This is a genomic window from Salmonella sp. SAL04162, assembly GCF_046551535.1.
Classification (GTDB): Bacteria; Pseudomonadota; Gammaproteobacteria; order Enterobacterales; family Enterobacteriaceae; genus Salmonella; species Salmonella enterica.
Genome location: NZ_JBGDVX010000013.1, coordinates 112,972 through 135,653 on the forward strand (window position 1 = coordinate 112,972; position 22,682 = coordinate 135,653).

20 protein-coding genes and 2 pseudogenes are annotated in these 22,682 nt (G+C 53.1%); 11 read left to right on the forward strand and 11 right to left on the reverse strand.

The genetic code is table 11. The features are described 5' to 3' along the window. The first annotated feature begins 43 nt into the window (after positions 1-43). Complete coding sequence (locus tag ACLJRH_RS21515; protein ID WP_023137541.1) at positions 44-535, forward strand: DUF2501 domain-containing protein; 492 nt, start codon at positions 44-46, stop codon at positions 533-535. A 282-nt stretch (positions 536-817) separates the two neighbouring features. After that, positions 818-3,109 (forward strand): phosphatidylglycerol--membrane-oligosaccharide glycerophosphotransferase, encoded by a 2,292-nt coding sequence (gene opgB / locus ACLJRH_RS21520; protein ID WP_023137542.1) that lies wholly within the window; start codon positions 818-820, stop codon positions 3,107-3,109. 133 nt (positions 3,110-3,242) lie between these two features. Here the strand turns inward: opgB and ACLJRH_RS21525 are convergent, their stop codons facing one another. The 7 genes from ACLJRH_RS21525 to ACLJRH_RS21555 form a co-directional block, all read right to left on the reverse strand. Next, positions 3,243-4,253 carry an SIS domain-containing protein gene (locus ACLJRH_RS21525; protein WP_000900307.1) on the reverse strand — a complete coding sequence of 337 codons (1,011 nt, stop codon included), beginning with the start codon at positions 4,251-4,253 and terminating at the stop codon, positions 3,243-3,245. A 17-nt stretch (positions 4,254-4,270) separates the two neighbouring features. After that, positions 4,271-5,332 carry an SIS domain-containing protein gene (locus ACLJRH_RS21530; RefSeq protein ID WP_000938089.1) on the reverse strand — a complete coding sequence of 354 codons (1,062 nt, stop codon included), beginning with the start codon at positions 5,330-5,332 and terminating at the stop codon, positions 4,271-4,273. 12 nt (positions 5,333-5,344) lie between these two features. Next, complete coding sequence (locus ACLJRH_RS21535; protein ID WP_000178065.1) at positions 5,345-6,193, reverse strand: PTS system mannose/fructose/sorbose family transporter subunit IID; 849 nt, start codon at positions 6,191-6,193, stop codon at positions 5,345-5,347. After that, positions 6,171-6,950 (reverse strand): PTS mannose/fructose/sorbose/N-acetylgalactosamine transporter subunit IIC, encoded by a 780-nt coding sequence (locus ACLJRH_RS21540; protein ID WP_000228866.1) that lies wholly within the window; start codon positions 6,948-6,950, stop codon positions 6,171-6,173. Before ACLJRH_RS21540 ends, ACLJRH_RS21535 begins: the two co-directional genes overlap by 23 nt. A 25-nt stretch (positions 6,951-6,975) precedes the next feature. Beyond that, on the reverse strand, positions 6,976-7,437 hold the full coding sequence (locus ACLJRH_RS21545; RefSeq protein ID WP_000634729.1) for a PTS sugar transporter subunit IIB: 462 nt from the start codon (positions 7,435-7,437) through the stop codon (positions 6,976-6,978). Between the two features lie 14 nt (positions 7,438-7,451). Then, positions 7,452-7,874 carry a PTS sugar transporter subunit IIA gene (locus ACLJRH_RS21550; RefSeq protein ID WP_000820693.1) on the reverse strand — a complete coding sequence of 141 codons (423 nt, stop codon included), beginning with the start codon at positions 7,872-7,874 and terminating at the stop codon, positions 7,452-7,454. Between the two features lie 101 nt (positions 7,875-7,975). Then, positions 7,976-10,741: a sigma 54-interacting transcriptional regulator gene (locus ACLJRH_RS21555; RefSeq protein ID WP_023137543.1), complete on the reverse strand. Its 2,766-nt coding sequence runs from the start codon at positions 10,739-10,741 to the stop codon at positions 7,976-7,978. A 136-nt stretch (positions 10,742-10,877) separates the two neighbouring features. Between ACLJRH_RS21555 and ACLJRH_RS21560 the strand changes: the two are divergent. After that, positions 10,878-10,952 (forward strand): annotated as a pseudogene (locus tag ACLJRH_RS21560) (GNAT family N-acetyltransferase); the annotation flags it as partial. A gap of 111 nt (positions 10,953-11,063) precedes the next feature. On the opposite strand, the gene tsr reads toward ACLJRH_RS21560, so the two are convergent. Beyond that, complete coding sequence (gene tsr, locus ACLJRH_RS21565; protein ID WP_023137544.1) at positions 11,064-12,725, reverse strand: methyl-accepting chemotaxis protein; 1,662 nt, start codon at positions 12,723-12,725, stop codon at positions 11,064-11,066. A gap of 366 nt (positions 12,726-13,091) precedes the next feature. Here tsr and btsT point away from each other — a divergent pair, with 366 nt between their 5' ends. The 6 genes from btsT (at position 13,092) to ACLJRH_RS21595 (ending at position 19,385) form a co-directional block, all read left to right on the forward strand. Beyond that, entirely contained in the window at positions 13,092-15,242 is a 2,151-nt protein-coding gene (gene btsT / locus ACLJRH_RS21570) for a pyruvate/proton symporter BtsT (protein ID WP_000379929.1), read from the forward strand. Between the two features lie 94 nt (positions 15,243-15,336). After that, on the forward strand, positions 15,337-15,540 hold the full coding sequence (locus tag ACLJRH_RS21575) for a YbdD/YjiX family protein (RefSeq protein ID WP_000460616.1): 204 nt from the start codon (positions 15,337-15,339) through the stop codon (positions 15,538-15,540). Between the two features lie 10 nt (positions 15,541-15,550). Further along, the gene (gene yjiA, locus ACLJRH_RS21580) at positions 15,551-16,507 is read left to right on the forward strand and encodes a GTPase (RefSeq protein WP_000187838.1); all 957 of its coding nucleotides are present in this window, start codon (positions 15,551-15,553) and stop codon (positions 16,505-16,507) included. 36 nt (positions 16,508-16,543) lie between these two features. After that, positions 16,544-17,359, forward strand: coding sequence for an AraC family transcriptional regulator (locus tag ACLJRH_RS21585; protein WP_001128427.1), 816 nt, complete (start codon positions 16,544-16,546; stop codon positions 17,357-17,359). A gap of 47 nt (positions 17,360-17,406) precedes the next feature. Next, positions 17,407-18,048 (forward strand): LysE family translocator, encoded by a 642-nt coding sequence (locus ACLJRH_RS21590; protein WP_000438685.1) that lies wholly within the window; start codon positions 17,407-17,409, stop codon positions 18,046-18,048. A gap of 410 nt (positions 18,049-18,458) precedes the next feature. Continuing rightward, positions 18,459-19,385, forward strand: a complete 927-nt coding sequence (locus ACLJRH_RS21595) for a DUF5655 domain-containing protein (protein ID WP_001280245.1) — start codon at positions 18,459-18,461, stop codon at positions 19,383-19,385. Between the two features lie 76 nt (positions 19,386-19,461). Here the strand turns inward: ACLJRH_RS21595 and yjiS are convergent, their stop codons facing one another. Next, positions 19,462-19,626 (reverse strand): DUF1127 domain-containing protein YjiS, encoded by a 165-nt coding sequence (gene yjiS, locus ACLJRH_RS21600; RefSeq protein WP_000397917.1) that lies wholly within the window; start codon positions 19,624-19,626, stop codon positions 19,462-19,464. Here yjiS and ACLJRH_RS21605 point away from each other — a divergent pair. Further along, positions 19,593-19,736, forward strand: a complete 144-nt coding sequence (locus ACLJRH_RS21605; RefSeq protein WP_001541460.1) for a hypothetical protein — start codon at positions 19,593-19,595, stop codon at positions 19,734-19,736. The genes yjiS and ACLJRH_RS21605 overlap by 34 nt on opposite strands. Before the next feature lie 95 nt (positions 19,737-19,831). Here ACLJRH_RS21605 and ACLJRH_RS21610 read toward each other — a convergent pair whose 3' ends face one another. Beyond that, on the reverse strand, positions 19,832-21,202 hold the full coding sequence (locus ACLJRH_RS21610; RefSeq protein ID WP_023137545.1) for an NAD-dependent succinate-semialdehyde dehydrogenase: 1,371 nt from the start codon (positions 21,200-21,202) through the stop codon (positions 19,832-19,834). A gap of 40 nt (positions 21,203-21,242) precedes the next feature. Here ACLJRH_RS21610 and ACLJRH_RS21615 point away from each other — a divergent pair, with 40 nt between their 5' ends. Then, a complete protein-coding gene (locus tag ACLJRH_RS21615) occupies positions 21,243-21,386 on the forward strand; it encodes a hypothetical protein (RefSeq protein ID WP_153247006.1) in 144 nt (47 codons plus the stop codon). Here the strand turns inward: ACLJRH_RS21615 and ACLJRH_RS21620 are convergent. Next, positions 21,383-22,336: pseudogene (locus tag ACLJRH_RS21620) on the reverse strand (Rpn family recombination-promoting nuclease/putative transposase). The gene ACLJRH_RS21615 and the pseudogene ACLJRH_RS21620 sit on opposite strands and share 4 nt — an antisense overlap. Positions 22,337-22,682: the final 346 nt, after the last annotated feature.

Here is a 22,682-nt window from a genome sequence, read left to right on the forward strand (position 1 = left end):
CAGGGCGATACTACGCCTGGCTGGCATAACACAGGTGATTACCATGAATACAGCGAAACATGTTCTGTGCTGCGCGGCGGTCGCCTGCGTACTGATTTCCACCAGCGGTATCGCCGCCTCCTGGCAGGATTCGCTTTCCAGCGCCGCCAGTCAGTTAAGCGCTCAGGGCGCGAACTCACAGCAGGGCGGGATGTCGCTTTCGGCGCTAACCGGTCTGCTCAGCAACGGCACCCAGTCGCTCAGCGCCGATAATATGAATAATGCCGCCGGTATTTTGCAGTACTGCGCCAAACAGAAGCTGGCGTCCGCCACCAATGTGGAAAACGTTAAAAATCAGATTCTGAACAAGTTGGGGTTGGATACTACACAGCAGGAGCAGGACACTAACTACCTGAACGGCCTGCAAGGGTTGCTCAAGACGAAGGACGGCCAGCAGTTGAACCTCAATAATATCGGCAGTACGCCGCTGGCGGAAAAGGTGAAAACCAAAGCTTGCGATCTGGTGTTGCAGCAAGGGCTGAATTTCCTTTCCTGACTGCGTTTTTCTGACCGTGCGCCACGCTGGGACGTCCTGATAAAAGCCGTGTTTTGGCCCTTTACCCGCCAGCACGGCATTAACCCGACTTTTCCTTTCGTCTTTTCCTGTTATTAACCGCTATGTCAGGAAGTGATGACGATCAAAAAAACAACTTTCTAAACTCATTCTAAATAATAGCGCCGTGTAAAGTCATTAGAATTGCAGCAATGTGACATCGCTATTACATTGTTAGAAATTTTTTCCTGCCAGCGATAAGCCTGGTTTATTGAGGATCGTCAGTTGTCCGAGTTGCTCTCTGTCGCTCTGTTTCTCGCCTCTGTGCTGATATATGCCTGGAAGGCGGGCCGTAACACCTGGTGGTTTGCCGCCACTCTCACGGTGCTGGGACTTTTTGTCATTCTGAATATTACCCTGTATGCCAGCGACTATTTTACCGGCGACGGGATCAACGACGCAGTGCTTTATACGCTCACGAATAGTCTGACGGGAGCGGGAGTCGGCAAATATATTCTGCCGGGAATCGGCATTGCCCTGGCGTTAGTGGCGGTATTCGGCGCGCTGGGATGGGTACTACGCCGCCGCCGTCACCATCCGCATCATGTCGGTTACAGCCTGCTGGCGTTACTGCTGGCGTTGGGTTCGGTCGACGCCAGTCCGGCGTTTCGCCAGATTACCGAACTGGTAAAATCACAAATGCGCGATGGCGATCCGGATTTTGCCGTTTATTATAAAGAACCAGCAAAAACCATTCCTCATCCGAAGCTCAATCTGGTCTATATCTACGGCGAGAGCCTGGAACGGACCTATTTTGATAATGACGCTTTCCCCAATCTCACGCCAGAGTTGGGCGCGCTTAAAAATGAAGGGCTGGATTTCAGCCATACCATGCAACTGCCGGGAACGGATTACACCATCGCCGGGATGGTGGCTTCCCAGTGCGGTATTCCGCTGTTTGCGCCGTTTGAGGGCAATGCCTCAGCGTCGGTTTCCAGCTTCTTCCCGCAGAATATCTGCCTCGGCGATATTCTGAAAAACTCCGGCTACCAGAACTATTTCGTGCAGGGCGCTAACCTGCGTTTTGCCGGGAAAGACGTGTTCCTGAAATCACACGGATTTGATCATCTGTACGGCGCTGAAGAGCTGAAAACGGTGGTGGCAGACCCGTCTTATCGTAACGACTGGGGCTTCTACGACGATACGGTGCTTGATGAGGCATGGAAGAAATTTGAAGCGCTTTCCCGCTCAGGCCAGCGTTTTTCGCTGTTTACGCTGACCGTAGATACTCACCACCCGGACGGGTTTATCTCACGCACCTGCAACCGCAAACGCTACGATTACGACGGCAAGCCCAACCAGTCCTTTAGCGCCGTAAGTTGCAGCCAGGAAAACATCGCCGAGTTTATCAACAAAATCAAAGCGTCACCGTGGTTTAAAGATACCGTTATCGTCGTCTCTTCCGACCATCTGGCGATGAACAATACCGCCTGGAAATACCTGAATAAGCAAGATCGCAACAATCTGTTTTTCATTCTGCGCGGCGATAAACCACAGCAGGAGACGCTGGCGGTCAAACGCAACACGATGGACAACGGCGCAACGGTGCTGGATATTCTCGGCGGCGATAATTTTATCGGTCTGGGACGTAGCAGCCTTTCCGGGCAGTCGCTGTCGGAAGTGTTCCTGAATGTAAAAGAGAAAGTGCTGGCGATGAAGCCGGATATCATTCGCCTGTGGAATTTCCCGAAAGAGATAAAAGATTTTACCGTCGATCGGGACAAAAACATGATCGCGTTTTCCGGGAGCCACTTCCGCCTGCCGTTACTACTGCGCGTATCGGATAAGCGCGTCGAGCCGTTACCGGAAAGTGAATACTCCGCTCCGCTACGGTTCCAGTTGGCCGACTTCGCCCCGCGCGATAATTTCGTTTGGGTCGATCGCTGTTACAAGATGGCGCAGCTATGGGCACCGGCGCTGGCGCTCTCCACCGACTGGTGCGTCTCGCAGGGGCAGCTTGGCGGGCAGCAAACCGTACAGCATGTCGATAAAGCGCAGTGGCAGGGTAAGACTGCGTTTAAAGACACGATGATCGATATGGAACGCTACAAAGGCAACGTCGATACCTTAAAGATTGTCGATAACGATATTCGTTATAAAGCTGATAGCTTTATCTTTAATGTCGCGGGCGCACCGGAGGAGGTGAAGCAGTTTAGCGGCATTTCCCGGCCGGAGTCCTGGGGGCGCTGGTCAAATGCGCAGTTGGGCGATGAGGTTAAAATCGAATATAAAGCGCCGCTGCCGAAAAAGTTTGATCTGGTGATCACCGCCAAAGCCTTCGGCGACAACGCGAATCGGCCGATTCCGGTACGTGTAGGCAACGAAGAACAGACGCTGGTGCTGGGTCACGATGTGTCCACTATCACGCTGCATTTCAACAACCCGACGGACGCGAATACCTTAGTCATTGCGCCGCCCGCTCCCGTCTCCACCAACGAAGGTAATATTTTGGGCCATTCGCCGCGCAAATTGGGGATTGGCATGGTGGAGATCAAAGTGGTGAATGTTGAGGGTTAAAAGAGAATGTCATATATGCCGGGTGGCGGCTGCGCCTTACCCGGCCTACACATCATCTTTATCAATAAACTGGCGCACAGGCCTGATAAGCGAAGCGCCATCAGGCACTGTATATGCTACACGCCCCTTTCTGTTAATAATCGAACTGACGGTAGTAACGACGAATATCCAGACTGTGGCCGGTATATTTCTCGAAGTGCGCCGCCAGCCGATCAACCAGCAGTGTCGAGACGACGCAGGGCGCCATGATCCAGCGGAACTCATCATCAATGCCGTCCAGCGCATACGCTTTCGGATCAATCACCACCAGGTTATCGGTAATCTTACTGGCGAAGCGCTCAACGCGTTCATCCAGCGCGCGGCATTTCCCTTCCCCTTTCACCAGAATGAGCGGAACGTCTTTTTCCAGCAGCTCCAGAGCGCCGTGGAAAAATTCCGCAGAGCTGACGGGGCGCGTGCGCTTCCACTGCATCTCTTCCAGGATACACATGGAGAACAGATAGACCTCGCCCCACATCTCCGCGCCGCCGACCCACATCATATAATCGCTGTTATGATAACGGCTGGCGATAGCATCAGCCTGCGGATCAAATTTTTGTTTCGCTTTCAGCAGATTCGCCGGCAGAATTTCCAGTTGGCTGGCGAAGCGATCGTAACTGGCGAATTCGTTATTGCGCGACAGCACGCGGAAAAACAGCCAGTACAGCAGCATATATTCATATTCCACGCCATTTTTGTGACGCATCGGAATATGCCATGTCGCCGCCTGCGCCAGCGGAGAGTCCGCATTTTTGGTAATAGCGACTACGCGTATTCCCTGTGCTTTACACCACTCGGCGATCGCCACCGATTCTTTGGTATCACCGGATTTAGACAGCGTAATAACCACGGAGTCTTTATTCAGCCGCTTATTTCCTTTATGAATTAATTCTGCCGCCTGCTCAACATAAACCGGCAACGTTGTTAATTCTTTGGCAAATTCATTAATTGCCATCATTGGCGCCAGTGAACCGCCAACAGAGGCGAAAAATAAAGAACTGAACCCGGCCTGATAAATCTCGTCAGCAACCTGTTCTGCCTTCTGGCGCGCAGCGATGATCTCACGAGCACTCGTCAGGTACTCGTCCTGATTAAAACCCAACATATTTTTCTCCTGATTGTTCAGATTTTACTTTTTAAAACGCGATCGAAATCGTCAAAAATGCGTACCGAAAGGTCGATGCCTTTCAGTGAGGCGATATGAAACGCCATGAGTTGTACCGGCACAATCAACAGCAATGGCGAGAAATGGTGATCAACCGCTACATCCAGCGCAAGCGTCTGGTCATCCTGCGCCGCCTTCGCCAGCGTGAGAGTAAAGGTTTTGGCGACCGCAGGCGTCATATACTCCCGTAGCGCCCTGGAGCGCGCATCGGGCCGGTCCTCAAAGAAGAACATCACATGTTCCGCATTGGCTTCCAGATACGGGCCGTGCATATAGGCTTCCAGCTCAAACCCGCTTGAGGGAACACGCACCGTCTCGGTAAATTTAGTTTCCAACTCTTTTGCCACCCCAACCAGCGCGCCGTAGCCTATCGCCACAAAACGCGTCCCGTTTCGTAAAACGGACTGGTGCTGGTGAATAAACGCTTCCGTACGCACGATAACCAACGGCAGGGTTGCCGCGATGCGTTGAAGCTGCGCCACATACTCCTCGACCTGCGATTCCGTCAGTCGCTGCTGCTGACGGGCAATTAACAACGCGATAAGCAACAGATTCAGTACCGTCGCGCTAAATCCACGGGTAACAAAGCCGACGGACTCAATCCCGGTCAGAATATCCAGTGGATAATCGCTGGCCTTGCCACAAGGGCTTTGCGGATCGGCGGTCAGAGCGAATACCGGACGTCCCTGCGCCTGAACTTTACGCATCGCCTCCAGGGTAGAAGCGCTTTTCCCGCTCTGGGAAATAGCAATAACCATATCGGCTTGCGGATCGCTATTCTCATACTGGCTAAAGGTGTACGGCTCTTTAATATCGATAGAGATACCGCAGCGCTCAAAGAAATAACGGGCGCAAAAGGCGGCATTCAATGACGATCCGGTGGCTAATATCAGGATTCGTCGTAACGTTTTTTGGCTGGCGAACCGCGATACTTCTTCCAGCGACTGGCGATGGCGGAGAATAATATTCGCCAGGACGTCAGACTCTTCGTTAATATAGGTCAGCATGGTTGGTAACATTGTGTATCCCTCTTAAAATAACCCTATCCAGGAACCGAAAATTCCCACCAGCGCAATACCGCCAATGATGGTTAACGGTTTCACTTTTTTCCCTAACAGCCAGTACACAATGGCGAAGCTAATTAACGGCAGCAGACAAGGCATGATGTCGTTAATAATGTCCTGGACATGGGTTTTCGCCTCTCCCGTACCAAACGTAATGGGAATGGTGATATCAATCATGGAGGCCGTCATCGCGCCAACCACCATCAGACCGATAATCGAGGCGCCATAGGTTAGGCTTTCCATCATTCCGCTTTGCTGAATACGTTGCAGTACGCCGGTTCCCAGCACATAGCCCCAGCGGGTAAAGAACCATCGGGCCAGAATATGCGGTACGTTAAACACCAGCAGAAATAAAATCGGCCCCAGAATATTGCCTTTCAGCGCCAGACTGGTACCGATGCCAGTGGCGATAAGACGCAATGTTCCCCAGAAAAAAGAGTCGCCAATACCCGCCAGCGGCCCCATTAACGACGCTTTGACGTTATCGATAGAACTGGCGTCCATCTCTTTTTGCTGGCTATTTTTCTCCTCCATCGCCACGGTAATACCGAGGATCAACGTCACAATGTGCGGCGTAGTATTAAAGAAAGCCAGATGGCGTTTTAGCGCTTCGGCAAGATCTTCTTTTCGGCTATACAGTTTCTTTAATACCGGAATAAGCGTATAGACGAACGCCAGGTTCATTTGCCGTTCATAGTTCCAGGAAAACTCCATCTGGAATGACCGCCAGAAGACGCGGCGTAAATCACGCGCGGTGACCAGACCAGTGGTTTCCGCCTGCTGGCGGTCTTTATCAGAAATCATCTTCATCGTCATGAGACGCTCCTTGCGCAGGTGCCGGTTGCGAGGCCGCAAATTTCGGCATATTGACCATCACGACGGCGACGATCGCGCCAAGAATCGCAATACCCGTCACCGGAATTTTTAAATATGCCATTAAGACAAAACCGAGGAAAAAATAGGGGGCGACCTTTTTATTAATTAATAAGCGCGCCAGCATGGCAAAACCCAGCGCGGGAATAATACCGGTGGCAACGCTTAATCCATGTTTAATAAACTCTGGAATGGCATCCAGAAAACCTTTAACCATATTCACGCCCGCTAAATAAGAGACCGTGACGATAATCCCCAACGTCAGTGACAGCCCAATGCCGGAAATTAAATGCATACGCTCAATGCCCCGGGTATCCCCTACCTCAGCGTAAGCATCGGCTTTATGACAGAGCAACGGAATAAACATTCCGTTATAGATATTTTTCACAATTAACGCCAGTGTCGCGATAGGCAAACCTAATAACAGCGCGGTTTCCGCCCCGGCGCCGGAATTAATCGCAAAGGCCACACCTAAAATACCGCCAGTGACCACATCCGGCGGCAGCGACGCGCCCACCGAAAAGGAACCGATAAACGCCAACTCCAGCGTCGCGCCCATCACAATTCCGGTTTCCATGTCGCCCAGCACCAGTCCGGTTAACAGTCCGGTCACGATAGGTCTGGAAATCAGCGACGTCCCTAATGCATATTCAGACTGGGCGATAAACGCCACCAGTCCAAGTAAAAGCGCCTCTACCATAATATGTCCTCAGGAGGGTATCCGCTCAGGCAAAAAGTTGTTTACGATCGTTAGGCACCAGCCGAATTTCTATCTCTACTCCGCCAGCCGCCAGCTCCCGAAGTTGAGTCATTTCATCCGCTAACAGATTGATGGCTTTAGCAATATTCTGACTCCCTTCACGCACCTTCGTGCCGCCTAAATTAATACTTTTAATGTCGGGTAATTCGCGCGCCAGCCGGTACGCATCCGCCACGGATTCAACAACAATAAAAAGTTTATATTTATCGGTAACGCCGCTTTTTATCGCTTCAATTGAATCGGCAATATTTTTAATAACCAGCTTCACCGCGGGCGGCTTCGCCATTTTAATGGTGGTTTTACGCAGGTCATCATTAGGTACGCTGTCGTTGGCAATTAAAATACAGTCGGCGCCAACGTACTGCGTCCAGGAAAAGGCGACCTGTCCATGTAATAAACGATGATCCACCCGTAAAAAAACAATCATGACGCTTCCTCCCCTTAAAAATCTTTATCGCTTTGCATGGCGCTGGTAATAGTTTGATTGCAGTACTGAATATTTTCTTTTGAATCCGCTAACGCCGTCATTATGGTATGCGTGGTATTGCCATCGTTTTCCGACATAAAGAGATCGATAACCAGCGGCAGGTTAATCCCTGCCAGCAGATGAAAATTTTCTCGTGATAAATAACGGACAAATTCGTTATTCACGCTGCCGGCAAAAATATCGGTCAGCGCAATAATTTCATCTTCCGGCGGGATCCGGGCAATTAGCGTATCTACCTGCTGGCTTAAATCCACGCTCTCTTCAACGTAAGCGCACAGCGTCCAGACATTTGACCGTTTGCCTAAAATCAGCTCCACGGAGTTTAAAACCCCGCTGGCCAGCGTGCCGTGGCTGGCGAAAATATAATGTCTCTTCATCCTGACCTCTAAAACACATTCCACTGTGATAAAAGAGAGCAAGCGGCGTGCCAGAAAAAGTGGCGCGCCGAAAAAAGATGCGGGTTAACAGCGAGGAATCGTTAAAACTGTTGATCTTGCTCGATAAGTTCTGTTTCGAAGGTCAGGATATTATGGATATAGCCAAGCTCGGCGGTGGGGATTTTGACACTGTAGTTACTCTCAATGACACTAAACGCTTCCCGTAGCCGATTCAGTTCCTGTTCCGGACACTGTTGTCCACTATAAGCAGTAATGCCCGCATGACGGATCAGACGCTCAATCAGGCAACTAATATGCACATAGAGCGCCACCTTTCTTTCATTCGAGACGGTAACGCCCGCCAGATGCTCATAGCGCAGCAGAAACTGCTCAACGTGGTTGATGACTTTGCTGGTGTCGAGGATGGTGACGGATTCGATCACTCGTCGGAGCGAGAAGTTTTTCAGCAGCAGGTTATTGATCTCCGCCACCTGCTCCGGCGTGGTCAGCGAACCAAACAGCCGCATCAGATAGTGATTCCCCTCGCCGGAGATCAGCGAGTCGAGCGAAATCCACGGCACGCTGGCGATGTGCGGGTCCAACGTGCCGACTATCGCCAGTACGTCGTAGCGCATAAATACCGGCTCCTGGGTTTTATTGCTCGCCAGCATCGCATAATCGCAGGCGACGACGTCAATCTCCAGCGCCTGCGGAATACTGGCGCTCAGTAATGCGCAAAGATTAGTCGCCACACCGATACCGGTCGCGCAGGTAGTCAGTATGGCGCGCGGTTTGTTGCTTTTCGGCCAGTAGAGCTGATACTCGACCGGCACATCCCGGGCGATATCGCGGGCGATCTCTTCAATAAAATGCCCCTGTAAAATACGCTCCCCGACATACAGGGCCATGCTGGTCGATACGTTGTTGATAATCGTCACCGGCGTGGAAAGCGCGCGATCAAAATGACGATGAATGGCCTTGAGCGATCCCATATCCACCAGAATCATCAGGCCAGAGGCGAGCGGGTGCCCTTCCAGATAGCGCATCACCTGCTGCGCTATCGCCTCCGGCGTGACGTCCAACGGCATATCGAACGATTCAAAAATCGTATTTTTCAGTAACCGGTTGGCGACATTGGCGATACTGCTGGCTGTGGCATAGCCATGCGCCAGAATCACCGCATGCGTCACCTGTTTTTGGTTGTTAGCCCCCTGTTTATGCAGCCAAAGCGCCAGCAGCAGCATATCAATGCGTCTCGGCTCCAGATCCAGCTTCTGGCCCAGCGTCTCCAGAATTTGTAAACAGAAGCTGTACAGCAGCGGATATTTCTGGGCGAGGAAGGCGTCCAGTTGGCGGATCTGCTCGCTGTTGAGACGAGAAGGCGCCAGTGCGGTACGATGGATTAAATAGTGGCTAAGCGCGTAAATACAGTTGCCGTTAAGCTGCATATTGAAGCGCTTCTCCAGACGATAAAACTCTTCCCGCACCTGGCTTGTAATTAACAGCAACCGCTGGGAGTGCACATTATCGTCGCCGGTAAAAATCAGACGATCGAAGAGAGCTTCAATTTCATCGCCCATTCTTTTTTGTACCGTCTCCCACCCCTCTTTCCCGCTACGTACCAGCTCGTACAGCGCCAGCACATGACACTGCGTATCATGGATCATGCCCTGCATCTCGTCGCGGGCGCGCAGCTGCCAGGTAAGGTTCGTGTCGGGCGAGATGCTCACTGGCGCGTCGTCCGCCAGCGGTTCATTCAATGACGGCAATGCTGACAGCATGGCATCCGGCAGATCGTGCAGCGACACGGTAACGGTTTCCTGCCCAGGCTTTTTCGCCCATGCCGTCGCCACCGCATACTTCACCACATTTTTCAGTTCGCCGACGTTGCCGCGATAAACATACTGATTGAGGATCTGCAACAAACGCGGTTTGAGGATAAGCGTGGCCGAGAGTTTTTTCGCCTCCGTCCAGAAAAACAGTAAGATCAGCGCCTCTTTTTCCTGGCGGCTGCGGTGCTGGAGATCCGGCAGGTTGACCTGAATCGGGATGCGCCGCAAAAATGTCGTCAGAAAGGTACTGTGTATCTCTTCGGTCGTCGCAAATACCAAACGTACCGAAACCGGATGCCCCTGCGCGGTGTCGCCTACCCGATAAATTTCACCACGATCGAGCCAGGTAAAGAGCTTCTCCTGCCCTTCGGCGCTCAGCCGGTGGACTTCATCCAGAAATAACATGCCGCCGTCAGCCGCCTCGAACGCGCCCGGTCTGTCGCTCTGCGCGCCGGTAAACGCGCCCTTCACATAGCCAAAAAGATTCGCCGCCAGCAGTTCGGGATTGCTCGCATACTGGGCGCAATTAAAACTGATAAATGGCGCATCCGGCGACAGAAGCGCCTGGGCGATGGCATATTCGTGCATGAGCTGCGCCAGATAACTTTTCCCGGTGCCGCTTTCGCCGGTCATCAGTAGCGGCAGTCCGCCGTCGGGATAAAAAAGCGCGGTTTTCAGTTGCTCAATCGGGCGCTTCAGGCTTTCGTTATGGCCAATCAATAGGGAAAAGTGATCGTCCGGCGCGCACTCCTGTTCCCCGTGCGCTAACAGCTCCGCGACGCTGGCGTATTCATTACGCGAAAGGGTAAAAAACTGTTGGCTAAATGCCTGCTTATGCAGGAAATAGACGGGACGGGTATTGATTTTGCAGAGCACGCCCTGCGCCACCAGTTGGTTCAGATAATGGCTGGCGGTATTGCGCTGCATATTAAAACGCTGCGCCAGATAGCGCGCGGTAAACACCTCACTGACATTTTCCGGATCAAAAAAATCCGTTTGGTTCATCAGGAAAGCAAGCAGGGCATCTTTGCGCATCGTATCCTCTCACGATTATCACATCAGCAATTATGATGCCGCGAAACAAGGCTCTCCTGTCGTGCAATCTCTTGCTTTATTCATTTTTTGTGGATCACCGCACACCTTCACTCAACGTTGGATTAGCGCGCGATATCAGAAAAGAGAGGAGGAAGCGGCGCACGGCCTGGCGTATAAATCACGCTGCGCCATGCGCCTGATGCTGGTTTAAAATCGGCCTGTGCGGACTGCCAGGCCTGATAAGCGAAGCGCCATCAGGCAAAAGTGTGAACATCTCATCCGGCCTACGGTCATCTGTAGGCCGACTGTTCACCATACGCCCTTAAAACGTTTCCCAATTATCGCTGCCGTCGGCCACAGCGGCCTTTGGTGACGACACGGCTGCCGGGGTTTTTACCGCTGCCACTTCACGCGCACGCTGCTGTTGCTGTTGAATACGGAACACCGCGACGGCCTGGGTCAGACGGCTGGCTTGCTCTTCCAGCGCCGCAGCCGCGGCGGCGGACTCTTCCACCAGCGAGGCGTTCTGCTGCGTTACGCGATCCATCTCCGCTACCGCCAGGCCCACCTGGTCGATACCACGGCTTTGCTCGTCGGACGCCGAGGCAATCTCGCCCATGATATCGGTCACGCGGGTAACTGCATTGACGATCTCATCCATGGTTTCACCGGCGCTTTCGACCAGCGTCGACCCCACATCAACACGGCTCACGGAATCCTCAATCAGACTCTTGATCTCCCGTGCCGCCTGCGCGCTACGCTGGGCCAGATTACGGACTTCACCGGCCACCACCGCGAACCCGCGTCCCTGCTCACCTGCGCGCGCCGCTTCTACCGCCGCATTCAGCGCCAGGATATTGGTCTGGAAAGCAATACCGTCGATTACGCTGATAATATCGGCGATTTTCTGCGAACTGGAGGCGATATCGCGCATTGTTTGTACGACGTTATCCACCACTTTGCCGCCTTTTTGCGCTGTTTCAGAGGCGCTCAATGCCAGGTGACTGGCCTGACGGGCGTTTTCGGCGTTCTGTTTCACGGTGGCGGTCAGTTGTTCCATACTGGCGGCGGTCTCTTCCAGAGACGCTGCCTGCTGCTCAGTACGGGAAGAGAGATCGTTGTTGCCCATCGCAATCTCGCTGGCGCCGCTATAGATCGCATTCGCGCCGTTACGTACATCGCCAACAGTACGCATCAGTTCACTTTGCATATGACGCAGGTTTTCAGCCAACTGCCCCATTTCGTTGGAGCCTTCCACGTCGATACGCTTCACCAGATCGCCGCTGGCGATATGACGAATGCTTTCAATCAGACGATTCATCGGGGCGATAAGCGACAGTTTGATGCCGAACCAGACGGCGATAATGACCACCAGAACGGCAATCAGCACACTGACCAGTACCCACATCGCCTGGTTGTAGGAACTGTTGTTATCCTCAACAGCAATATCGTACAGACGATCGTTTTGCTGCATATAGGCCATGTACTGCTTCTCAAAAGCGTCCTGATAGCTTTGAGTCGGTTGATCAAAAAACTCGTTAATCTTACCCGCGCCAAGAAGCTGAATAAGCTCCGCCAACGCGCCGTGGTAGATATCATAGGTTCGTTTGATCTCAAGGAAAGCCGCCTCGCTCTGACGTGGATCGCGCGGTAACGACTCATACTGCGCCCAGTTTTTTTCGGTGAGCTTCAGCGCATTGGTCGCCCCCTGCATCAGTTCAGCGACAGTTGCGCCGCTGCCAATATTGCTCTGGTCCATCATCCAGCGGATACCCGCGCGATTCAGGGTATTACGCGTTTGCAACAGCTCCACCCAGGTTGAATTCAGGGCAGACTGCTGCTGACGAATGGTTTGCAATACGGTGAAGTTTTCTTTGTCATTCTTCAGCGAGTTGAAGAACAGCCCGCCGGATGTCAGTTGTAAAAGGCCAAATAGCGCCAATACCAGCAGTAAGCTGGTAACAATTTTAATTCGTTTTAACATGTTTTCTCTTTCCGCTAGACAGATACAGAATTTTCGGCCTGGAAAGGGAAAACTTTATGGGATGCGCGCCATTAATATCACGATTAGCTCAGTTAAGTCGTTATGACGCCCCGCGCAACAAGGATCGTCCCATTTTATATTGTGATCTCAATCATATAAAATAGCCCACGCCCTCCTCCGCGAAACCGCTTACCGGTACGTCCGACCGCTTAAACCGCCATACAACCACTCACTGATTTACCTAACTTTACGCGCGCGATGATCTGGCAAGATCCTCTCAGCATAGCAGTCAATCTACCTCCTCAAACACGAACTCAATGTCCACCCAGCTTCGGCTGATAATTAAACTTACAACCAGGTTTTACTATGGATACGAAAAAGATATTCAAGCACATACCCTGGGTGATTCTCGGAATCATCGGTGCTTTCTGCCTCTCGGTCGTTGCCCTACGTCGGGGTGAACACGTGAGCGCCCTGTGGATCGTGGTCGCTTCCGTTTCCGTCTATCTGGTGGCTTACCGCTACTACAGCCTGTATATCGCCCAGAAGGTCATGAAGCTCGACCCGACGCGCGCGACGCCGGCGGTCATCAATAACGACGGCCTGAACTACGTGCCGACTAACCGCTACGTGCTGTTTGGTCACCACTTCGCCGCCATCGCCGGCGCAGGTCCGCTGGTCGGGCCGGTATTGGCCGCGCAGATGGGCTATCTGCCGGGGACACTGTGGCTGCTGGCGGGCGTGGTGCTCGCGGGCGCAGTGCAGGACTTTATGGTGCTGTTCATCTCTTCCCGCCGTAACGGCGCCTCTCTTGGCGAGATGATCAAAGAAGAGATGGGTACCGTTCCAGGCACCATCGCGCTGTTCGGCTGCTTCTTAATTATGATCATCATCCTCGCGGTGCTGGCATTAATCGTGGTTAAAGCGCTGGCCGAAAGCCCGTGGGGCGTCTTCACCGTCTGCTCAACGGTGCCGATTGCGCTGTTTATGGGCATCTACATGCGCTTCCTGCGTCCGGGACGCGTAGGCGAAGTCTCCGTTATTGGTATCGTGCTGCTGGTGGCGTCTATTTACTTCGGCGGCGTGATTGCCCACGACCCGTACTGGGGCCCGGCGCTGACCTTTAAAGACACCACCATTACCTTCGCGCTGATCGGCTACGCCTTTGTTTCCGCGCTGCTGCCGGTATGGCTGATCCTCGCCCCGCGCGACTATCTCGCTACCTTCCTGAAAATCGGCGTGATCGTCGGTCTGGCGCTGGGGATTGTAATCCTCAACCCGGAACTGAAAATGCCGGCGTTGACGCAGTACGTCGACGGTACCGGCCCGCTGTGGAAAGGCGCTCTGTTCCCGTTCCTGTTCATCACCATCGCCTGTGGCGCCGTCTCTGGCTTCCACGCGCTCATCTCTTCCGGTACCACGCCGAAACTGCTGGCCTGTGAGACCGATGCGCGTTTTATCGGCTACGGCGCGATGCTGATGGAGTCCTTTGTTGCGGTGATGGCGCTGGTGGCGGCCTCGATCATTGAACCGGGTCTCTACTTCGCGATGAACACCCCGCCGGCAGGTCTGGGCATTACCATGCCAAACCTGCACGAGATGGGCGGCGAGAACGCGCCGCTGATTATGGCGCAGTTGAAAGACGTTACCGCACATGCAGCGGCGACCGTCAGCTCCTGGGGCTTTGTGATTTCCCCGGAACAAATCCTGCAAACTGCGAAAGATATCGGTGAACCGTCAGTATTGAACCGCGCAGGCGGCGCGCCAACGCTGGCAGTAGGTATCGCGCATGTGTTCCACAAAGTCCTGCCGATGGCGGATATGGGCTTCTGGTATCACTTCGGTATTCTGTTCGAAGCGCTGTTCATCCTGACCGCACTGGATGCGGGTACCCGTTCCGGCCGCTTTATGTTGCAGGATTTGCTGGGTAACTTCGTCCCGTTCCTGAAAAAAACCGATTCTCTGGTCGCGGGTATCATCGGTACCGCAGGCTGCGTCGGTTTGTGGGGCTATCTGCTGTATCAGGGCGTGGTCGACCCGCTGGGCGGCGTGAAGAGCCTGTGGCCGCTGTTCGGTATCTCTAACCAGATGCTGGCCGCCGTGGCGCTAGTGTTGAGCACCGTGGTACTGATCAAAATGCAGCGCACCAAGTACATCTGGGTAACGGTGATCCCGGCGGTATGGCTGCTGATCTGCACCACCTGGGCGCTGGGCCTGAAACTGTTCAGCGCCAACCCACAGATGGAAGGTTTCTTCTACATGGCAAACCTGTATAAAGAGAAGATTGCCAACGGCACCAACCTGACCGAGCAACAGATTGCCAACATGAACCATATCGTGGTGAACAACTACACTAACGCTGGTTTGAGTATTCTGTTCCTGGTGGTGGTGTACAGTATTATCTTCTACGGTTTCACCACCTGGATGAAGGTACGCAACAGCGATAAACGTACCGACAAAGAAACCCCGTATGTGCCCGTGCCGGAAGGCGGCGTGAAGATCTCTTCACACCACTAAAACTGATGCCGGGTAGCGCACAGCGATCCCGGCTAGTGTAGGCCGGATAAGGCGCAAGCCGCCATCCGGCTTTATTCATTAACAGGACGGCAGAATGTTTGATACTTTAGGTCAGGCAAAAAAATATCTCGGCCAGGCGGCAAAAATGTTGATTGGTATTCCGGACTACGACAACTATGTCGAGCACATGAAAACCAACCATCCCGACAAGCCGTACATGACCTATGAAGAGTTCTTCCGCGAACGTCAGCAAGCACGTTACGGCGGCGATGGCAAAGGCGGTATGCGCTGTTGTTAATGGAGAGACTATGACCCCGATTGCAGTTACCCTACTTACCGGTTTTCTTGGTGCCGGCAAAACCACCCTACTACGCCATATCCTCAACGAACAACATGGTTTTAAAATCGCCGTTATCGAAAACGAATTTGGCGAAGTCTCCGTTGACGATCAACTGATTGGCGATCGCGCCACACAGATCAAAACCCTGACTAACGGCTGCATCTGCTGTACCCGCTCCAACGAGCTGGAAGATGCGCTATTAGACCTGCTCGACAGCCGCGACCGCGGCGATATTGCTTTCGACCGCCTGGTAATTGAATGCACCGGCATGGCTGACCCCGGCCCGATTATTCAGACCTTTTTCTCCCATGACGTATTATGCGAACGCTACCTGTTAGACGGCGTGATTGCGCTGGTCGACGCGGTGCACGCTAACGAGCAGATGAACCAGTTCACCATCGCCCAGTCGCAGATAGGCTACGCCGACCGTATCCTGCTGACCAAAACCGACGTGGCAGGCGACAGCGAGAAACTGCGCGAGCGGCTGGCGCGTATCAACGCCCGCGCCCCGGTTTACACCGTGGTACACGGCGATATTGACCTGAGTCAGTTGTTTAATACCAGCGGCTTTATGCTGGAAGAGAACGTGCTGGCAAGCCAACCGCGTTTCCACTTTATTGCCGATAAACAGAACGATGTGTCGTCAATTGTGGTGGAACTGGATTACCCGGTGGATATCAGCGAGGTTTCGCGGGTGATGGAAAATCTGCTGCTGGAATCAGCGGATAAACTGCTGCGTTACAAAGGGATGCTGTGGATCGACGGCGAACCCAACCGCCTGCTGTTCCAGGGCGTGCAGCGCCTCTACAGCGCCGACTGGGACAGACCGTGGGGCGACGAAACGCCGCACAGCACGCTGGTATTTATCGGGATCCAGTTGCCGGAAGACGAGATTAGAGCGGCGTTTGCGGGGTTAAGGAAGTAAACGGGCGCAGAAAAGCCGGGCCGCACAGGAGATTGTATGCCCCTTATCCGAGATATTCACCAACGCTTCTGGCGTCTGCCACAACTGCCGTGGCTGGAGCTACGTACCACCAGTGAAAGCCGTCAGGCCTATAAGCGCCACAGCCACCCGCAACTGTCGCTGGGCGCAATCATCGCCGGAGAAACCCGCTGCATCAGTAACGGACAAGAGTATCTGTTACGCCCCGGCGAGCTGATCCTGATCCCCCCGCAATCTCCACACAGTTGTAACCCGCTCCACGAGCGACCACGCAGCTATCATATGCTGTATCTCGATGCGGACTGGTGCCTGACGCAGCTCCCCCATTTGCCGGCGAATAGCCGCCTGCATACCACGCAGCCACAGTTGCAGGACCCGCAGCTTTTCCAGCTTTATCAGCAAATTGTGACGTCTATTACTCAGCAACAAACCGCCGGACTTCCGGCGCTTATTATCCACCTGTTGCGCGCCCTGCCGCTACAAAGCGCCGACGCCGAACCGCCATGCGCCATCAGCCGCCAGTTGGTTGCCCGCTTAGTCAGCAACCTTCAGGAACCGCCGACGCTGGACACACTGGCGCAGGAGTTTGCGCTCCGTAAGGAGACTCTGATTCGCACTTTTAAGCAGGATACAGGCCTGACTCCTGTCAGCTTTACCAATATGGCCCGCATTGAATATGCCCGGCACCGATTGCGCGCCGGGGACGATATTGCCGATGTTGCCTATCAGACCGGTTTCGCCGATCAAAGTCATTTCCACAAAACCTTCGTCAGCTACACGGCGGCAACGCCGCGTCAGTACGCGCAGAACAGATCAATATCCGACAATAAATAGCGCATCCGCAGGTATAGGCTGACCTCAGTATCATCACTGAGGTTACTATGGAACAGGTTACAACGTTATTTCCTCCGGCGTTTCCCGCACTGGCGCTGGCGCATTTTATGGCGCTGCTCAGCCCGGGTCCGGACTTCTTTTTGCTGGTCGGTTACGCCGTACGCTATCGGCTGCGCGGTAGCGTCGGGCTGTGCCTCGGCATTGCGGCGGGAAATGGGCTCTATATTCTGCTGGTGGTGATTGGGTCAGGGCTACTACGTCAGACGCCGCTGCTCTTTACCATCATCGAACTATTGGGTGCCGCCTACCTGCTATGGGTGGGCCGTCAACTGTTGAAAAGCCGCGCCGGGCCGCTGGAGTGGCGGTACGCCGCATCGGCATGTCCGTCACTGGCAAAACAACTATTACTGGGGCTAGGTTCATCGCTGTTGAATCCGAAAAATGCTCTGTTTTATCTGGCGCTAATGACCGCCCTGCTGGGCCCAAACGTGACCGTTACACAGCAGGCCATATGTGGAATCTGGATGACCAGCGTAGTGTTACTCTGGGATCTGCTGCTGATAACGCTTATCGCCCTGCCGCAAATTCAAGGTCGTCTGGGTAATCTTGTCTGGAAAATTGAACGCGCCGCCGGCGGCATTCTGATCGCCTTTGGCTGCTGGATTGTGTGGCAGTTCATTACAAGTTAAATCAATGAGGGGCATCTTTATACGGTGGTCAACGTTGCCCGGGCAGATGAATAGGGTCTGCATCATTCGAACCCTTTCCTTCTTATAATGCCGATGCCGCCATAAATTAACCTGCCTCCAGAAACCAATAAAGCGACTAAATAGCCGCTTTATTCTCATCACCAAATATAATATCACCTCTCATCCAGCGGCTTATTTTCATTGATTTTCAGCTGGACTTTCCTTCTGTAAGACGCGCAAATTGCTGTAACAGCGTCGGATGGCGCTAACGCTTATCCGACCTACGGCCCGCTGCCCGGTAACCACCTGCTGTCGGGCTTATAACATATCTCACCTCCAAAAGCCCGATTTCCGCTTTTATCTCTTTTCACATAACGTATGATAGTGCGCAGAAAATTCAGGAGGGATCCATGAGCGATATCCAGCTTTTCCGCCTCGGTGGCGGGAAAGTACAAGAACTGCCGGGCAAAGCTGCAGCCATTGAAAAAGATCTGCAAATGCTGATCGAATCCCATATGGAAACATTCCTTGGCGTCCGCTTTCTCGAGACCGAATACCGCACGGGTAAAACCCATCGTGGGCGAATTGATTCCCTCGGCCTCGACGAAAATAACTGCCCGGTGATTATTGAATATAAGCGCCACAGCAATGAAAACGTCATTAACCAGGGGCTGTTTTATCTCGACTGGCTGCTCGATCATAAAGCGGAATTTCAGTTGCTGGTGATGGAGAAAATAAGTAAAACCGCGGCCAAAGCCATTGACTGGTCCGGCACACGGTTAATCTGTATTGCCGCCGATTTTAATAAATACGACGAACATGCCGTTCAGCAAATCAACCGCAATATCAACCTGATTCGCTACAAGCTTTTTGCCGACGACCTGTTAATGCTGGAACTGGTTAACGCCGTGGTCGAAAATAGCCCTCAGCACATCATCGCGAACGGTTCCGTCAGCAGCGGTAACGGTAAGCGCCATACCCGCACGCAGCGCGAACAGCTCTCTTCGGCCTCACCCGCGCTGCTTTCATTATATGAACAGCTAAAAAGTTATGTGCTCTCACTCAGTGATGAGGTTCAGTTTAAAGAGCTTAAGCTCTATGACGCCTTCCGCCTCATTCGTAACTTTCTGTGCGTGGCCGTTTATCCCGTGACCGATCCACACCTACGCCTGTGGCTGAAAATCAATCCACAGCATATCCAGCTTGAAGAAGGATTTAGCCGGGACGTCACAAACATTGGCCACTGGGGAACCGGCGACGTCGAATTGATTGTGCGTAACGAACACGATCTGGATAAAGCCAAACTGCTGATCGAGAAAGCCTGGCAGGAAAATTAGCGTTCCAGGATACCCGCCTACTGGAGAGGTTAAGATAAGATTATCCAGCCTTTCCAGTTTTACTGGCTCTTATCTGTTATTCCACATCCTTCCTTTCCAACCCAATATCCCTTAACTGCTCGTCACTCATTCGTCGCAGCGCCTGACAGGCCCGCTTACGCAGCCACCACCTTTTTAGCGCCCGTCTGAGCTGCACAAAGCCAATAAATGGTTGTCTGGGGCGGTTCTCGTAAAATTCCATACCGACCTCCGCATAGAACAGAAAATGCGGGCATCATGAATGTCTGTACAAACAATATCGGGATAAAAAGCACGGTTAGTGCAACGTGGATAAATAAGGAGGGCGATTGAAGGTGTTTTGTTCGCTTATTTCGTTCTGATTTAAGATCCGCGTCCTTCGCTGCAAAAAAGCCAGGCCCCTCCCGTTTTCAGAGGGGCAACAGGGATTAGCGGCGCACCACTACCAGCTTCTGGTTCACAAACTCCTTAATCCCCAGATCCGATAGCTCGCGTCCGAAGCCCGAACGCTTAACGCCGCCGAACGGCAGCTCCGCTGCGGTGTCGGTCAGCCAGTTGATATAAACCATCCCGGTTTCAATCCGGGAGGCCATGCGTTTAGCACGCTCAATATCCTGACTAAACACCGCGCCGCCAAGGCCGTAGTGGGAATCGTTGGCGAGTTTTACCGCCTCGTCATCGTCTTTCACCACATACATCTGCGCCACCGGGCCGAAGAACTCTTCAAAGTACGCCGGGTTGTCACGCGTAATGTGGGTCAGAATCGTCGGCTCAAAGAAGTTACCTTTGCTTTCCAGCGGCTTGCCGCCAACGTGCAGCGTCGCGCCATTTTTCACCGCTTCCTCGACCTGTCTGGTCAGTGTATCCAGAGCATCTTTCGACGACAGCGGCCCCAGTTCGGTAAAAGCGTCCATCTGATCCCCCACCTTCACCTTCCTGAACGCCTCGGTGAACTGGCTGAGGAATTGATCGGCGATTTTCTCATGCAGGATAAAGCGCTTCGCCGCCGTACATACCTGCCCCGCATTAGTGAGCCGTGCCTGCACGCCAATTTTCACCGCTTTCTCAAGATCGGCATCGTCCAGCACGACGAACACATCGTTCCCGCCCAGTTCCAGCGTCGATTTTTTAATGTGCTTCGCCGCCTGTGCCGCCACGGCGCTCCCCGCTTTTTCAGATCCGGTCAGCGCCGCGCCCTGCACGCGCGGGTCGGCGATGATGTTCGCCACCTGATCGGAGGAAATAAACAGGTTGGTCCATGCGCCGTCCGGCGCGCCAGCTTCACGCACCAGATGGGCAAACGTCTCGGCACAGTGCGGTACGATGCTGGCATGTTTCGCCAGCACCGGGTTACCTGCGGCCAGGTTCGGCGCCAGCACACGCATCAACTGATAGTACGGGAAGTTCCACGGCTCAACGGCCATGATGACGCCAATCGGATGATGTTCTACCCACGCGTCGCCAAACTCGGTTTTATAAGGCACCGGGGCAAGAAACTGCTTCGCGTTATCCGCATAATAGCGAGCGATCTGCGCGCACAGTTTGACTTCGCCACGGCTCTGCTCGATGAGCTTACCCATCTCCTGGCTGGCGATTTTTGCCAGTTCTTCAACACGGCTGTCGATCAAGTCAGCCAGTTTATGCAGTACCGGCAGACGTTGGTCAATCTCTCCTTTGGACCAGTCGGAGTGATAGAGCGCGTCAGCTTTTTGCAGCGCGGCTTCAATATCCGCGTCCGTGTGCGGGGGGTACTCTTTAATGAGCTGATTATTGGCAGGATTCACTGTCTGGTAAGCCATATCACATGTCTCCTTGTTATCGTCATTAAGGCAGCCGTAAATGCCGCTCAGAACAATAAGGGTAGTAGAGATGGCTGGCGCTATCGGTAAAGTTCGGTATATTCGTGCGGTTATCAGCGATAATTACAGAGAGCGTTGCCCGGCGATCACCGGGCCTGCAACATTCAGACTGGAACCGCGTTAGTGGCTAACATCCTGAAGCTCTTCAGCCGTAAGGCCGGTGAACCGCTGGACAGTCTCGCGGTCAAGTCCGTCCGCCAGCATCTGTCTGGCGATACGCAATGCGGCAACGCGCTGACCTTTTTCCAGCCCTTTTTCTAATCCTTCCTCCAGACCGACCTGTCTTCCTTGCCGTTCCCCTTTTCTGCGATCCGCTGCGCGGATCCTCTCTATCAGCGTCATCAGTCTCTCCTTAGTGTGCGGGACATGCCCTACCACATCACGAATAAACGTGGTGAAACGAGGCGTGTGTCCGTGCTGAATCATAAGATAATTAAACAGCGCTTTAAGCTGCCTGTCATTAGCGCAACCAGTAACTAACAGCGAAGCAATCCGTTCAACCAGTCCCAGCAGGTCGCGCTGGCGGATATGTTTTTGGATGAGCTCCAGCAGCGCAATGCGGCGGTGCTGCATAATGTCATCATCCGATACCACCGTTATATCGACCAGCGGAAAGGCAGCGGCATAGAGTCTTCTTGCCACTTCCGGGTTCGCAAACTCATCCAGCCAGCACAGCGAAAAAGGATACGGGCTATCAACACCGTGATAAAACAACATCGGCACCACCAGCGGAAGATGCTTATGCCCCGCATCCAGATGCTGCTGCATCGCCGCCATCGAATACCGCATCAGCCGGAACGCCATATGCGCATCCGGCGTGCTCTGATGTTCAATCACGACGTAGATATAACCGTCGCCCTCGCGCGTTTTCAGCGACCAAAGCACATCGGAATAATAGGCTCGCAGATTTTTTTCAATAAAACTGCCGGGCTCCAGCTTTAGCGTCCGCAGGTCGCAAAGCTGGCGTAACGACACCGGCAGATGAATCTACATAAAATCGCGGGCGGTTTCCGGGTGGCGCAAAAAGGTTTTAAACACCGCATCATGCGGTGTTGAGGTCGTCGATTTTTTCATGGCGCTCCGTCACCCCAAACCAGGATGCTGCGACTCTACCTCCTGAAAATTCCTTTCTCATCCGTACCTTTTCAGCATTGCGAGGCGCGACGGAAGATAAATCCTGTTATCTGTAATGCACATGCGTTTTCGGAACTGAACACGCAAAACGCCAGTCTGCGCGCCCTGCCTTTATCTTTATTAACCAGACAAACTCTTTTGATTAACATCAAAATTTAATTACACTTAATGTGTATATTTTCCGTGCAACGTAAATTTCCCGAGGTGTGATGTGCTGATTGTTATCTGTAATCGCCACACGTTCTGACGAGATTCAGAACGCGTCTCTTCCTGTCTGTGTTTTCAC

What these genes read in the sequence shown, in the direction of transcription:
- yjiA (WP_000187838.1), top strand. Translation starts at nt 15,551, where the DNA reads ATGACCCCGATTGCAGTTACCCTACTTACCGGTTTTCTTGGTGCCGGC.
- ACLJRH_RS21555 (WP_023137543.1), bottom strand. Translation starts at nt 10,741, where the DNA reads ATGCGCAAAGATGCCCTGCTTGCTTTCCTGATGAACCAAACGGATTTT.
- ACLJRH_RS21610 (WP_023137545.1), bottom strand. Translation starts at nt 21,202, where the DNA reads ATGGCTTACCAGACAGTGAATCCTGCCAATAATCAGCTCATTAAAGAG.
- ACLJRH_RS21525 (WP_000900307.1), bottom strand. Translation starts at nt 4,253, where the DNA reads ATGTTGGGTTTTAATCAGGACGAGTACCTGACGAGTGCTCGTGAGATC.
- ACLJRH_RS21595 (WP_001280245.1), top strand. Translation starts at nt 18,459, where the DNA reads ATGAGCGATATCCAGCTTTTCCGCCTCGGTGGCGGGAAAGTACAAGAA.
- ACLJRH_RS21575 (WP_000460616.1), top strand. Translation starts at nt 15,337, where the DNA reads ATGTTTGATACTTTAGGTCAGGCAAAAAAATATCTCGGCCAGGCGGCA.
- btsT (WP_000379929.1), top strand. Translation starts at nt 13,092, where the DNA reads ATGGATACGAAAAAGATATTCAAGCACATACCCTGGGTGATTCTCGGA.
- ACLJRH_RS21615 (WP_153247006.1), top strand. Translation starts at nt 21,243, where the DNA reads ATGCCGCTCAGAACAATAAGGGTAGTAGAGATGGCTGGCGCTATCGGT.
- ACLJRH_RS21550 (WP_000820693.1), bottom strand. Translation starts at nt 7,874, where the DNA reads ATGAAGAGACATTATATTTTCGCCAGCCACGGCACGCTGGCCAGCGGG.
- ACLJRH_RS21540 (WP_000228866.1), bottom strand. Translation starts at nt 6,950, where the DNA reads ATGGTAGAGGCGCTTTTACTTGGACTGGTGGCGTTTATCGCCCAGTCT.
- ACLJRH_RS21605 (WP_001541460.1), top strand. Translation starts at nt 19,593, where the DNA reads ATGGTTGTCTGGGGCGGTTCTCGTAAAATTCCATACCGACCTCCGCAT.
- ACLJRH_RS21585 (WP_001128427.1), top strand. Translation starts at nt 16,544, where the DNA reads ATGCCCCTTATCCGAGATATTCACCAACGCTTCTGGCGTCTGCCACAA.
- yjiS (WP_000397917.1), bottom strand. Translation starts at nt 19,626, where the DNA reads ATGGAATTTTACGAGAACCGCCCCAGACAACCATTTATTGGCTTTGTG.
- ACLJRH_RS21545 (WP_000634729.1), bottom strand. Translation starts at nt 7,437, where the DNA reads ATGATTGTTTTTTTACGGGTGGATCATCGTTTATTACATGGACAGGTC.
- ACLJRH_RS21590 (WP_000438685.1), top strand. Translation starts at nt 17,407, where the DNA reads ATGGAACAGGTTACAACGTTATTTCCTCCGGCGTTTCCCGCACTGGCG.
- ACLJRH_RS21530 (WP_000938089.1), bottom strand. Translation starts at nt 5,332, where the DNA reads ATGTTACCAACCATGCTGACCTATATTAACGAAGAGTCTGACGTCCTG.
- ACLJRH_RS21515 (WP_023137541.1), top strand. Translation starts at nt 44, where the DNA reads ATGAATACAGCGAAACATGTTCTGTGCTGCGCGGCGGTCGCCTGCGTA.
- tsr (WP_023137544.1), bottom strand. Translation starts at nt 12,725, where the DNA reads ATGTTAAAACGAATTAAAATTGTTACCAGCTTACTGCTGGTATTGGCG.
- ACLJRH_RS21535 (WP_000178065.1), bottom strand. Translation starts at nt 6,193, where the DNA reads ATGACGATGAAGATGATTTCTGATAAAGACCGCCAGCAGGCGGAAACC.